The organism is Streptomyces sp. NPDC001493 (genome assembly GCF_053597235.1).
The window spans coordinates 141,364-154,326 of sequence record NZ_JBSFHV010000020.1; the positions used below are offsets into that span (position 1 = coordinate 141,364).

The 12,963-nt window shown below is 72.6% G+C and carries 11 protein-coding genes; 7 read left to right on the forward strand and 4 right to left on the reverse strand.

The window, feature by feature from the left end:
- Positions 1-12 precede the first annotated feature (12 nt).
- The 3 genes from cpt (at position 13) to ACWCWD_RS26525 (ending at position 2,992) form a co-directional block, all read left to right on the forward strand.
- Positions 13-573, forward strand: a complete 561-nt coding sequence (gene cpt, locus ACWCWD_RS26515; RefSeq protein ID WP_450776334.1) for a chloramphenicol phosphotransferase CPT — start codon at positions 13-15, stop codon at positions 571-573.
- A 149-nt stretch (positions 574-722) separates the two neighbouring features.
- Positions 723-1,781, forward strand: coding sequence for an alpha/beta hydrolase (locus tag ACWCWD_RS26520; protein WP_450776336.1), 1,059 nt, complete (start codon positions 723-725; stop codon positions 1,779-1,781).
- Complete coding sequence (locus ACWCWD_RS26525) at positions 1,778-2,992, forward strand: acyltransferase family protein (protein ID WP_450776338.1); 1,215 nt, start codon at positions 1,778-1,780, stop codon at positions 2,990-2,992. Before ACWCWD_RS26520 ends, ACWCWD_RS26525 begins: the two co-directional genes overlap by 4 nt.
- A gap of 57 nt (positions 2,993-3,049) precedes the next feature.
- On the opposite strand, the gene ACWCWD_RS26530 is transcribed toward ACWCWD_RS26525, so the two are convergent.
- On the reverse strand, positions 3,050-4,066 hold the full coding sequence (locus tag ACWCWD_RS26530) for an aldo/keto reductase (RefSeq protein ID WP_450776340.1): 1,017 nt from the start codon (positions 4,064-4,066) through the stop codon (positions 3,050-3,052).
- Positions 4,066-4,512, reverse strand: coding sequence for a MerR family transcriptional regulator (locus ACWCWD_RS26535; protein ID WP_450776342.1), 447 nt, complete (start codon positions 4,510-4,512; stop codon positions 4,066-4,068). The genes ACWCWD_RS26530 and ACWCWD_RS26535 overlap by 1 nt, the downstream gene beginning before the upstream one ends.
- A 204-nt stretch (positions 4,513-4,716) precedes the next feature.
- On the opposite strand from ACWCWD_RS26535, the gene ACWCWD_RS26540 reads away from it, so the two are divergent.
- The 3 genes from ACWCWD_RS26540 to ACWCWD_RS26550 all read left to right on the forward strand — a co-directional run bounded on the left by ACWCWD_RS26540 (position 4,717) and on the right by ACWCWD_RS26550 (position 7,695).
- Entirely contained in the window at positions 4,717-5,601 is an 885-nt protein-coding gene (locus ACWCWD_RS26540) for a DUF4118 domain-containing protein (RefSeq protein WP_450776344.1), read from the forward strand.
- 114 nt (positions 5,602-5,715) lie between these two features.
- The gene (locus ACWCWD_RS26545) at positions 5,716-6,531 is read left to right on the forward strand and encodes a serine hydrolase domain-containing protein (protein WP_450776346.1); all 816 of its coding nucleotides are present in this window, start codon (positions 5,716-5,718) and stop codon (positions 6,529-6,531) included.
- Between the two features lie 363 nt (positions 6,532-6,894).
- Complete coding sequence (locus tag ACWCWD_RS26550; RefSeq protein ID WP_450776347.1) at positions 6,895-7,695, forward strand: class I SAM-dependent methyltransferase; 801 nt, start codon at positions 6,895-6,897, stop codon at positions 7,693-7,695.
- A 90-nt stretch (positions 7,696-7,785) separates the two neighbouring features.
- On the opposite strand, the gene ACWCWD_RS26555 is transcribed toward ACWCWD_RS26550, so the two are convergent.
- A complete protein-coding gene (locus tag ACWCWD_RS26555) occupies positions 7,786-9,051 on the reverse strand; it encodes an FAD-dependent monooxygenase (protein ID WP_450776349.1) in 1,266 nt (421 codons plus the stop codon).
- A 78-nt stretch (positions 9,052-9,129) separates the two neighbouring features.
- On the opposite strand from ACWCWD_RS26555, the gene ACWCWD_RS26560 reads away from it, so the two are divergent.
- Positions 9,130-9,750 carry a TetR/AcrR family transcriptional regulator C-terminal domain-containing protein gene (locus ACWCWD_RS26560; protein WP_450776406.1) on the forward strand — a complete coding sequence of 207 codons (621 nt, stop codon included), beginning with the start codon at positions 9,130-9,132 and terminating at the stop codon, positions 9,748-9,750.
- 129 nt (positions 9,751-9,879) lie between these two features.
- Here the strand turns inward: ACWCWD_RS26560 and ACWCWD_RS26565 are convergent, their stop codons facing one another.
- Positions 9,880-12,621 (reverse strand): alpha-L-rhamnosidase-related protein, encoded by a 2,742-nt coding sequence (locus ACWCWD_RS26565; RefSeq protein ID WP_450776351.1) that lies wholly within the window; start codon positions 12,619-12,621, stop codon positions 9,880-9,882.
- Positions 12,622-12,963 lie beyond the last annotated feature (342 nt).

Consider the following 12,963-nt stretch of genomic DNA (forward strand, 5'->3'; position numbering starts at 1 on the left):
TACGGTGGCCGGATGACGACTCAGGTGATCGTGTTGAACGGCGGCTCCAGCTCCGGCAAGTCCGGCATCGTCCGGTGTCTCCAGGCGGTGCTGGCGGAGCCGTGGCTCGCGGCCGCCATCGACACCCTGGTGGACTCGATGCCCGCGTCGATGCAGACGTCCGACGGCGGAATCGAGTTCACCGCGGACGGCGGGGTGAATGTGGGCGGGGAGTTCCGGCGGCTGGAGGCGGCCTGGATGGAGGGGGTCGCCGCGACGGCGCGTGCGGGCGCCCGGGTGATCGTGGACGACGTCTTCCTCGGCGGCGCGGAGTCCCAGGCGCATTGGCAGAAGGCCCTGGTGGGTCTGGACGTGCTGTGGGTCGGGGTCCGGTGCGCGAGCGAGGTCGCCTCGGGGCGGGAGATCGCGCGCGGCGACCGCACCCGGGGGATGGCGGCGGCTCAGGCGGAGTCGGTCCACGAGGGCGTGGTCTACGACCTGGAGGTGGACACCACGCGCACGGAGTCGCTGGAGTGCGCCCGGACCATCGCCGCCCGCGCCGAACCGACCGTCGCCGCAGCCGAACGCCCCTGATCCCCGCGGCGAACGGCCCTGTTCCCGTACACCCCCTACCCCGGTAGCACTTCGCACTTGGCTCTCCGGTGTGACGCCCGCCGGGGTGTCCCCTTCCTACCTTCTGCTCCGTCGCGCCGTCCGGGGCGGCGGAGCGGAAGGAGGGGCGGATGCGTCGGTACGCGAGGACCCTGGTGGCGGTCGCGCTGGCGGCCACCGTGGCGGCGGGGACCGCCGGCTGGGCGTCGGGGAGTGCGCAGCGGGCCGTGAGCGGGCCGCCGCCGGGAAGCGCGTCCTGGCGCGCCGACGAGGCGATGGGGCACCCCCTGCCCGATCCCGCGAGCGCCACGCCCGACCAGGTGGCGGCGTTCTTCGCCGCGTTGAGCCCCGCACAGCGTCAAGCACTGGTGGTGCGGCACCCGTCCGTCGTCGGCAACCTCGACGGGGTACCGCTGGAGCTGCGCTACCGGGCCAACTCCCTCTCGCTGAGGGCGAGTACCGATCCCCGGTACCGGCTGCTCGCCGAACAGGGGCGCCGGATACTCGCGTTCGACCCGCGCGGCCGCGGTCTGGTGGCCGAGGTGTTCGGCGATCTGCGGGCGGCCCGGCACGTGGCGGTCGTGGTGCCCGGGTCCGACATCGACGCGGGGACGTACGACCGGGACAGCGACCCGTACGGCGCTCCGGCCGGGATGGCCCGGTCGCTCCGGGACGCGACGGGTCCCGACACCGCCGTGATCGCCTGGGCCGGGTACACCACCCCGGTCGGGGTCGGGTGGGACGCGGCCACCGGCGAGCTCGCGGAGGTGGGCGCGGACCGGCTGACCCGGTTCACGGACGGGCTGGCGGCGGACGGCCTTCCGGCGCCCGCCGTGTTCTGCCACAGCTACGGCTCGGTGGTCTGCGGTCTCGCCGCGCACCGGCTGCACGTCGGCGACCTGGTGGTGCTCGGCTCCCCCGGGATGCGCGCCGACAGCGTCGCCGCGCTGCGCACCTCCGCCCGGGTGTGGGCGGCGAAGGATCCCACCGACTGGATCGACGACGTGCCGAACGTCGAGTTCGCGGGGGTCGGCCACGGCACCGACCCGACGGACCCCGGTTTCGGCGCCCGCCGGGTGCCGGCCCGACGGGCCGTGGGCCACACCGGCTACTTCGCCCCCGGCACCGACTCGCTCCGGACCTTCGCCGCCATCGCCGAGGGAATCGCGGGAGAGGGGGCGCTCCGATGAGTCTCGCCACCCTCGCCGCCCGGATCGAGTCCCGCACCCCGGCCCACCGCGACCGCGCGATCGACGGGATGCGCGCCCTCGCGCTGCTCGCCGTGCCGACCGGGCACTGGCTGCTCGGCGGGTTCATCCGCGACGGCGACGGCGCCCTGCACAACGCGAGCCCGCTCGCCACGTTCGGGGCGCTCGCCCCGGCGAGCTGGGTGCTCCAGATGCTGGGGGTGTTCTTCCTGGTCGGCGGGTACGTCTCCGCCCTCTCCTACCGGCGCCGCGCGTCCACCGCCCGCGCCTGGCTGGGCGGGCGGCTCGCCCGGCTGGGCCGTCCCGTCCTCGGGGTGACCGCCGTGTGGGCGGTGCTCGCTCCGGCGCTGCATCTCCTCGGGGTGCCGTGGACCACTCTGCGGACCGGGGCGACGCTGGTGGTCCAGCCGCTCTGGTTCGTCGGGGTCTACCTGGTGGTCACCGCGCTGACCCCTGTCTGCGTGCGGCTGGCCGAACGGCTCGGCGGATGGGCCGCCGCGCCGCTGCTGGGGGCGGTCGCCCTGGTCGACTTCCTGCGGTACGGGCCGTACGCGGACGCCGTGCCGTCCTGGCTGAGCCTGCTGAACATCCTGCCGGGGTGGCTCTTCGCGTACCAGCTCGGCGCGAGCTGGGGCGTGGGCCGGATCGGGCGGCGCGGTGCGCGGTTCCTGCTGGTGGGCGGCACGGTGCTCTTCGCCGCGCTGCTGCTGGTCTGGCACTACCCGGCGTCGATGGTCGGCGTACCGGGCGTGGCGCGCACCAACTCGCATCCGCCGTCGCTGCTGGTGCTGGCGCTGGCCGCCGCGCAGAGCGGCGCGGCGATCCTGCTGCGCGACCGGATCGGCCGGCTGCTGCGCCGCCCCGCGCTCTGGGCGCCGGTGGTGGTCGTCAACCTGTCGGCGATGACGATCCTGTGCTGGCACCAGACCGCGCTGCTGGCCGCCGCCGTCCCTGCGTCCCTCGTCGGAGGCGGGGCCGTACCGGGCCTGACCACGGCTCCCGACAGCGTCGGCTGGATCGTGGCGCGGGTGCTCTGGCTGCCGGTGTGCGCCGCCCTGCTGGTGCTGATCGCCCGCTTCACCCGCCGCTTCGAGGCCCCGTGGCGCCGTGGCACTCGTACCGCCCGGGCGCGCAACGCGGTGGTGGGGGTGCTCGCGGCGGGGTTCGCGGTGTTCGCCCTGGGGCTGGCGTGAGGCAGGTGGGACGGGCGCCCGTACGGCGTACGTACGGGCGCCCGTGACGTGCGGGGCCTACTTCTCCCGAGCCGTCGCCGTGTTGCTCATGTCCGGGTAGCGGTCGCCCGCCACCTTGCCGGCGATCGGCTCCAGCTCGGCCAGTTCCTCGGCGGTGAGGACGATCCGGGCCGCGCCGACGTTCTCCAGCAGCCGGGTGGGCTTGCGGGTGCCGGGGATCGGTACGACGGTGAGGCCGTGCACCTGGGCGCGCTGGTGCACCCAGGCGAGCGCCACCTGCGCGGGGGTCGCCCCGTGCGCCTCGGCGATCCGGCGGACCGGCTCCAGCAGGGCCGCGTTGTTCTTCGCGTTGTCGCCGGTGAAGCGGGGCTGGTACTGCCGGAAGTCGTCCTTGCCGAGGTCCTTCCCGGCGTCCGCGAACGCGCCGGTCAGGAAGCCGCGGCCGAGCGGCGAGTACGGCACCAGCGTGACGCCCAGTTCGGCCGCCGCCGGTACGGCGCTGTGCTCCAGGTCCCGGCTGAAGAGCGACCACTCCGACTGGAGGGCGGCGATCGGGTGCACCGCGTGCGCCTCACGCAGCTCCGGCCCGGTCACCTCGCTCAGCCCGAGCTGCTTGACCTTGCCCTCCTTGATCAGTTCCGCCATCGTGCCGACCGATTCGGCGAACGGGATCTGCGGGTCGCGGCGGTGCATGTAGTAGAGGTCGATCACGTCAGTGCCGAGGCGGGTCAGGCTCGCCTCCACCGCCTGCCTGATGTAGGCGGCGTCGTTGCGTACGCCCCGGTAGGCCGGGTCGTCGGTCCGCTCGATGGCGAACTTGGTGGCCAGCGTGATCCGGTCGCGGTTGGTCCCGACGAACGAGGCGAGGAACTCCTCGTTGGCGCCGCGCCCGTAGATGTCGGCGGTGTCGAAGAGGGTGACGCCCGCGTCCAGAGCGGTGTGCAGGGTGTCGTGGGCGGCCATTTCGTCGGTCGCGCCGTAGAACTCGCTCATGCCCATGCAGCCGAGTCCCTGCACGCCGACCTGCGGTCCGTCCGCCCCGAGCTGCACGGTGGGAAGAGTGTTCTCCGTCATCAGCCACACGGCCTTTCCGGCGCCCGTCGGGCGCTCGCGTAGAAGTCGATCTTGTAATCGAGGACGGTGAGCGTGTCGTGGAGCTCCGCGATCCGCGCCCGTACGTCGCGGCGGGTCGCCTCCAGCAGCTCCTGCCTCTGGTCGAAGGTGTGCTCGCCCTCGCGCAGCAGTTCCGCGTACCGGACCATGTCGGCCACCGGCATCCCGGTCAGCCGGAGCTTGCCGACGAAGGCCAGCCAGTCGAGGTCCTTGTCGGTGAACCGCCGCTGGCCGGTCTGCGACCGGTCGACGTGCGGCATCAGGCCGATCCGCTCGTACCAGCGCAGGGTGTGCGCGGTGAGCCCGGTGCGGGCCACCACTTCACTGATCGTGTACCGGACCGTCCGGCCCGGCGGGGAGACCTGCTGGGGTACGAGCCGTACCGGCGTGCTGTGCGTCACCGTCATGACCTCCACGTTAGATCGTTGGAGTGCACTCGAAGCAAGAGGAACCCGCGGGTGACGTCCGGCGGGTCCCGGCCGCGCCGCCGTATCAATGCCGCGTATGCGCTGTATCAGTGATCCGTCAAGTTCCCCGCGGGCGGACGCTGTTCCCGCCGTACGGGGCCGAAGCTGGGACCACAGGTTCCTTCGAGTTCTGCGAGGCATGTCATGAGGTCCGGCCTGCGGGACGTGGTCGCCGTGCTGTCCGGGGTACTGGCCCCGCTGCTCCTGGCGCTGGTCCTCATTCCCGTCCGTACCGATATCACCAACACGAACGCGGCGCTGCTCCTCGTCGTCGTGGTCGGGGCCGTGGCGGCGCTCGGGAACCGCCTCGCGGGTGCCGTCGCCGCGCTGTCGTCCGCCGCGTGGTTCGACTTCTTCCACGCCGAGCCGTTCCAGAGTTTCGACATCAACGACGGGTCCGACATCGCGACGGCGGTGCTGCTCCTGGTGGTCGGGCTGGTCGTGTCGCAGCTGGCCGCCCGGACCCTCGTCCTGCGGCGGTTCGCCTTCACCGAGGCCTCCCACCTGGACCGGCTGCACCGTACGACGGGGCTGGTCAGGACCGGCGCGTCCGCCGACGACGTGATGGACCGCGTCCGGCAGGAGCTGGTGGACGTCCTGGAGCTGAGCGGGTGCCGCTTCGAGTACGGCGCCGAACGCGCCGTCGAGCGCGACGTCGCGCACGGCCTCTCGGACGGTCTGGCCCATGACTTCGCGCACGACTTCGCGCACACGGAGCCCGCCGGGCAGCCGTCGATCCTCTCCCCGGACGGGAGCGTGCGGGTGCCGGGCTGGATCTGGGACGTGGACCGGCAGGGCTGGCCGGACGGCGAGATCGAGCTCCGGGTCACGGTGTTCGACCGCTGCCTGGGGCGGTTCGTGCTGACGCCCCCGCCGGGCGCCGTACCCCCGCCGCTGGAGGCACGCCTCGTCGCCGTCGACCTGGCCGCCCAGGCCGCCGTGGCGCTGCCGGCCGCCACCGGAGCCCCCGCGCCCGTGTCCCTGGTGGCGCACGGGGACCCGCGTCCCGCGACGGCAGCGGAGCGGTGAGCCGGGGAGCGGCGGGCGCCGGGGAGCGATGAGCCCCGGAGCGGTAGGCATCGGGATGCGGTGGGCCCCGGCCCCGCTCCGGGACGCGGGGCCGCTGCCTCTACCCTCGTAACCATGCAGAGCCTGGCGTTGATCGAGAACTGGCCCGTCCCCACCGCGGCAGCCGCCGTCGTACGCGCGGACGGCACCGTCCTCGGTACGCGCGGCGACACCGCGCACCGCTTCCCCCTCGCCTCGGTGACGAAGCCGCTGGCGGCGTACGCGGCGCTCGTGGCGTACGAGGAAGGCGCCGTGGAGCTGGACGAACCGGCCGGCCCCGAGGGCTCGACCGTCCGCCACCTGCTCGCCCACACCAGCGGCCTCGCCTTCGACGAGCACCGGGCGACGGCCCCGGCCGGTACCCGGCGGCTCTACTCCAACGCGGGCTTCGAGGTCCTGGGCGAGCACATCGCGAAGGCGTCCGGCATCCCCTTCGCCGACTACGCCCGCGAGGCCGTCCTCGAACCGCTGGGGATGGCCTCGACCACCCTCGACGGCTCGCCCGCCAAGGACGGCGTCTCGACCGTGGACGACCTGGTCCGGTTCGTCGCCGAGGTGCAGGCGCCCCGGCTGCTGGACCCGCGCACGGTGCTGGAGGCGCAGACCGTGGTCCACCCGGGGCTGAAGGGCGTACTCCCCGGGTACGGCCACCAGAACCCCAACGACTGGGGCCTCGGCTTCGAGATCCGCGACTCCAAGTCCCCGCACTGGACCGGCGCCACCTCGTCGCCGGCGACCTTCGGCCACTTCGGCCAGTCCGGCACGTTCCTCTGGATCGACCCGGTCGCGGGCGTCGCCTGCGTCGCCCTGACCGACCGCGCCTTCGGCCCCTGGGCCGCCGAGGTGTGGACGCCGTTCACCGACGCGGTGCTGGCCGAGGTCGGCCGGTAGGGAGCCAAGAACCGGCAGGGATCCGGACCGGGGTCCGGCAGGGGTCCGGACCGGCAGGACCGGCGTCCGGCCGGGGGTCACCCGACAGGCTCTCGGGTCCGGCGCGCCTCGGCCGGGCGGGCGGGCGCCTGTGGAGGATTCGGTGGGGCGGCGTCCTGGTTCCGCGGACGGGCCGCCCGCACCCGCCACCGCGTGGAAAGGCCCGGTCATGCCCCACCTTGCCGTCGACCCGTCGTCCCCTCCCCCCGCCGCCCGCCCGTCCCCGGAACCCGGCGGTGCCGTCGGTGCCGTCGATGCCGTCGGCCCTTCCGGCCCTTCCGGCCCTTCCGGCCCCGAGGCGCCCGGCCCCGCACGGGTGGCGGTGTGAACCCCGCACCGGAGGGCGGCCGTTACGGCGAGGCGTTCTTCCGCCCCGAGCAGGCGGGCGAGGGCGAGCGCATCGACTTCGGGGCCCTCGCCTACGACGACATCACCCTGGCGCGGCTGCGGGCGCTCGGCGTCGGCCCGGGGTGGCGCTGCCTCGACGTGGGAGCGGGCACGGGAACGGTCTCCCGCCGGCTGCTGGGCGAGGCCGGGGTGGAGAGCGTGCTCGCCGTCGACCGGGACGTACGGTTCCTCGGCGAGCGGCCGGTGCCCGGGCTCGACCTCCTGGAGGCCGACATCACCGCCCCGGGGTTCGTCTCCGGCACGTACGACCTCGTCCACGCGCGCTTCGTCCTGATGCACCTGGCCGAGCACGAGAGCCTGATCACCGCGTTGGCCGAACTCGTCGCACCGGGCGGCGTGTTGGTGCTCAGTGACGCGGTGGACCTGACGAGCGACCGTACGCCCGACACCCCGTACACCGCGGCGATGCGGGCGATGTGGCAGGGGCTGGGGGCGTCGATCGGCACCGATGTCTCCTGGGTGCCGTCGTACCCGCAGCTGTTGCGCGGGGCGGGACTTGAGCCCGTCGCCGCCGAGATCCACGTACCGCCGCTCCAGCCGGAGAGTCCCATCAGCCGCTTCTGGGCGGACACCTGGGAGCGCAGCAGGCCGGCGATGCTCGCCACCGGGCTGGTGGACGACGCTGCCGTCGACGCGGCGGTCCGCTACCTGGTCTCCGACGAGTGCGCCGCACTGTCGGCCGGGATGCTCACCGCGTGGGGGTGGAAGCCCGCGTAGGGGCCCGGCGCGGGCTCCCCGGGCTCGGGCCCGCCCCTGCGGGGTTCACACGGCCGGGGTTCAAGCGGCCGGGGGTTCACACGGCCGGGTTCACGCGGCCGGGTTTCGAGCGGCGCCGACCGGTGCCGGGTCGGCGGGGAGCCGCCAGTCGCCGCCGCGGTCTTCGTTCGAGAGGCGTGCGGCGAGTTCCGGGACGCGGAGGAAGCAGGCGAGTGCGGTGGTGGCCTGGAAGGCCTCGATCGCACCCCGGCTCATCGGCAGGCCCAGGCGCAGCAGGCGCGGGTTGACCTCGCCCTGGATCTCGTCGACGAAGGGGCGCAGCGTCCTGTCGTAGTTCACCAGGGCGGTCGGCAGGTCGCCGGGGTGGCGGTTGATCTCGCCGGCCAGGACATGGGCGCCGACCAGGCCGCCGGAGATGCCCATGCCGCTGTAGGGGGAGGCGCAGTGCGCGGCGTCCCCGGCCAGCACCACGCGGCCCCCGGACCAGGTGTCGGTACGCACCTGGGCGATCTCCTGGGAGTAGAAGAACGGGCTGGTCCTCATGGACTCGACGAAGCGTCCGGTCTGCCAGCCCGCGCCACGGAACCGGTCGGCCCAGAACTCCTGCTGGCGTTCGACGGGTGCGCGGTGGATCGCGGAAGCCTCCTCGGACTCCTCGCGCAGCACGAAGTACACCTGGGTCTCGGTCGGGTTGTGGCTGCGGCGCATGATCTGGCGGCCTCCCGGGGCCATGTAGGTGTCCCGGATGTTGCTGTCGGAGGCGATGCGCGGGACGAACCAGTAGGCCATGTGGATGCCGACGCGCCAGTACGGGTCGAAGCCCTGCGGCAGGAGCGCCCGCCGGATGCGTGATCCCTGCCCGTCCGCGCCGATGAGGAGGTCGAACTCTCCGGACGAGCCGTCGGAGAAGTGGGCGACGACCTTGTGCTCGTCCTGTTCGAAGCCGTCCACGCTCGTGCCGAAGACGTACTCGGTGTCGTCCTTCGTCGCGTCGTGGAGGATGCGCACCAGGTCACCGCGCATGATCTCGTACTCGGAGGTGAGGGTCTGCCGGCCCCTTCCGGACGTATTGGCCATGATCGTCGCCCTGGCCCTGCCCCGGGAGTCGACGAAGGCGACACCCGCCTCGTCCACGAGCGCGTCGCGCACGGCGCCGAGAAGGCCCATCCGGTCCACGGCCTCGACGCCCTGCCCCCGCAGGTCCACCTGGGCACCGGTGGCGCGCAGCGCCGGGAAGCGCTCGACGACGGTCACCCGGTGGCCGCCCCGTGTGAGCCAGAACGCGACGGCCTGGCCGGCGACCCCGCCTCCGGCGACGAGGACGCGCAAGGACGGTGTTCCCGATCGCGTGATCATGACCTCACCCCAAAATCTATCAGTGAATGGTTGCTTTTCAGCGTCATCTATCAGCGATAGATTGTCAACGTGACCAAGATGAACCGCGAGACCGTCATCACCGAGGCGCTCGGCCTGCTCGACGAAGTCGGGCTGGACGCCGTCAGCACGCGGCGGCTGGCGAAGCGCCTGGGCGTCGAGCAGCCGTCGCTCTACTGGCACTTCCGCACCAAGAAGGACCTCCTGACCGCCATGGCGGAGGCGGCGATGGCGCCCCACGCCTCGCAACCGCTGCCGGCACCCGGCGACGACTGGCGCGACTGGTTCCTGGAGAACACCCGCAGCTTCCGGCGCACCCTGCTGATGCGACGGGACGGCGCACGGCTCCACGCCGGGACGACCCCTGCGGGTGACCTCGACCGGATCCGCCGGAAGATGGAGTTCCTCCTCACCTCCGGCGTACCCGAGCGCGACGCGCAGATGGCGATGCTGGCCGCCGGCCGCTTCACGGTCGGCAGCGTCCTGGAGGAACAGGCGGACCTCGGCGCCGAGGCTGCCGCGCCGGGGGCAGACGTGCCGGCGGGCGACCTGTCGGCGGCCGACACGCCGGTGATCAGCCACGAGTCCGCATTCGAGGCGGGGCTCGCCCTGATCCTGGACGGTCTGGAGCTGCGCACCGCACAGGGGCGCGGGGCGCGCCCGTCGTCGAACGGTCGTTGACGACGGGCTCCGCGGTCAGACCCCATGGCGCCCGGTGCGGGCGCGGTCGGCGGCACCCGGACCGGCCCCGGCACCCGGAGACCGGCCCTGGCACCCGGACCGGCCCCGGCCCGGGTGCCGCGACCCGCACTACCGCGCGGTGACCTCGTAACTGCCGCGCTGCTTCACCTTCAGGTGGACGTAACCCGAGGTGAAGTCACCGCCGGTGACCCCGGCCGCCGCGGTGAAGGTGCCGTGGCGCCACACCACCTTGCCGTTGACGGTGACGGTGCGGTCCCGGCCGGAGACCGGGACGGCGATGGTGCCGCTGGTGCCCTTGGGGACGTCGACGGTCAGGCTGAAGCGGTCGCCGCCCTCCTTCGCCTTCTCCACGGTCCAGCTGACATCGATGTCACCATGCGGCGTGGGGACGGTACCCCGTGCCCAGGTGAGGTCGCCCGGGGTGGGCCGGACCGTCCAGGTGGCGTATCCGGCGGTGTCCGGACGGGCGCCCAGGACGTATGCGGAGAGCGCGGACGTCGGGGCCGTGGACCACCCGTGGGACAGGCTCGCCCCCGCTCTCAGGCCGGGGGTGCCGTCGCTGCCGGAGATGTTCTCCCACATGGTCCCGGTCTGGTCGGGGCCGGGGGCGATCATGTGACCCCACACGTCGTGCAGGAGCTCTTCCGCGTTCGCGGTGTCGCCGGCGGCCAGGCGCGCCTGGAGTTCGAACCCGCTGACGAAGGGGCTGACCAGGTCGCGGTTGCCGATCTCGGAGGAGAAGGGAAGCGGACCGTACGGGGTGGTCCACAGGGCCGACTTGAGCTTGGCGAGGATGTCCGCCCGCTTCGCGGCGGGCGCGACTCCGTACAGGACGGCCAGGGCGTTGGCGTCCTGCGCGGTTCCCACCTGGGTGTCGCTGATCCGGTAGAGGCCGCTCTCCGCGTCGTAGAGCCGCTCGTTGATGTGCGCCTTCAGCGCCTCGGCGTCCGCCTCGTAGGCGGCGGCCTGCGACGCGTCTCCTGCGGCGACGGCGAGTGACGCACCGTCAAGAAGGGTCTTGTAGTAGAGGATGTTGTACGCGGAGACCTCGCCGCCCTTGTCCCGGTCGTAGAAGTCCCAGTCCGCGCCGTCGACTCCGGCCCTGGTCGCGAACAGTCCGTTGGCGTCGAGCCGGGTCGCGTTCCAGGCGAGCTGGCGCTGGACGACGGGCCATTCGCGGGCGACGAATGCCTTGTCGCCGGTGTGCAGGTAGTAACTCGCCAGTCCGGTCACGAAGTACATGGAGTACGTGGCCGAGTAGGTGGTCGTGTCGCCCGGGGTGAGCGGCCCGAGGTGCGGCACGCTCGCCGGGTGCAGGGCGCCGGGGACGAATCCGCTGGTGAGCTGTCGGCTGCCCAGCAGGTCCAGGGACTGCTTGATGTACTCCGGGTCGTTCACCGAGTAGTAGTCGGTGGCGCCCTCCACCAGGATGTCACCGCTCCAGATGGCGCGGTCGCGCCGGGCTCCGTCAAGGACCGCCGCCTGCGCGTTGGCGCCCGGCTGCGTGAAGTCGGCGAGGGTGGCGGGGGCGATCAGCGGGTTGCTGTAGAGCGTCTTGCCCGCAGCGCTGACGACCTTGAGGTCCTTGAACGCCGCCTTCTCGTCGCCGAACTCGCGGAACCCCACGGTACCGCCGGAGTAGGCGGTGGCGCCGGAGGGCAGGGCCGAGGTGTCGAAGCGGTCGATCTCGCTGCCGTCCAGCGAGATCGCGACGCTGTTCCCGGACACGGTGGTGGCCACGTCGTGCCAGGTGCCCTCGTCCACCGAGGACGGCAGGGCGACGGAGCCGAGGCTGGTGTAGACGCCGTCACGGACACTGAGCTTCTGCAGCGTATTGGGGGCGCCGCCGGTGTCGGTGCTGTCGTCGAGGATGAACAGATAGCCGTTCTGCGCGTTCTGCGCGCGAACCATCCAACCGGCCTGGTCATGAACGACCTTGGTGCGGAAGGTCGTCGTGTAGTCGGTCCAGGAGGAGCCGCGGTTCAGGGTTCCCGCACCGTCGTTGGTCTTCGAACCACCGGCGGCCATCGCACCGTCCTGGATGGACCAGGTCCCGGGAAGGGAGTTGGCCGGGACGAGGTTGGTCTGCAGGGTGTAGGCACCCGCGTACCAGATCTTGTTCAACTCGTCGGAGCTGGAGAGGAAATGACCCCCGTACCCGTCCGCCTGGGTACGGTCGGCGATGAACTTGATACCGGCCTTGCTCAGCGTGATCCGGCCGGGTGTGGTGAGCGTGATCCGCTGGTACCGCTCGCCGCCCTGCGCGGACGGGTTGGTGATCGTGCCCGGCCCCGTGACCGGGTAGGAGTCGGTACGCGACGGGTCGCCGTCGGCCCAGGGCGGCGACCCGTCGCCGTCCTCGCCCATGTACTGCGCCCCCTCGCTGTACGAGGCCTTCAGCGTCGGGGAGCCGGAGGCGGCGGATACGGTGAAGTACGGCTGCCCGCCGACCTCTTGGCCGTAGTCGAGCAGGATGGTGGGCGGAGCCTCCCCTTCGACGTAGGTCAGCGTCGTCGTTCCGCCCGACCTGCCCGGCCTGCCGCCGCTGTTGCTGCCGCCGCCGCAGAGAAGGTTCTGAGCGCCTTCGACCGCGCCCGAGGTGCTGACCACGGACACCGGGCACACGTCGGAACTCTTCGGAGTCCGGACGTACTCCCGCCAATCGCTGTCGGCCCCGGGGGACTTCGGCCCGGCTGCGTGCCCCGCGGCGAAGAGAGCCGGGGTCGCCGCCGAGGCGGACGGCACCACCAGTTGAGCCAGGAGGAGGGCGAGCCCCAGCGAGACGGCCGCCCCGGCGGGACCGGCCGGACCGCGCTTGCGGTGGAGACGCCTTCTGCCGTGCGTGATCATGAGCACTCCGAGGGTGCGGGCACTCCCCCGACGGCCGCGCGAACACGACGATGTACCGCCGTGGGACGGGCAGGCCGGATCGGGCGGGTGACGGTGGGATGTCGCTTTGAAAGGATTCAACTCAGTGGCGCAACACGCAAGGTATGCAGCGACGGTGGGCGCGTCAACGGTTCGGACAGGAATGCGTGAGCAACTACCTTTACCACCAGGTAATTTGCCAGCTCCGGCCCAGGCTCCGAGCACCGGAAGGGCACGAGGGTGGGGCGGTGGCCGCACGGACTCCAAGGCTCGCGCCCGGGCGACTGAAACGTGACATTCCCTCATGCGGTGTGCGAACGGCGG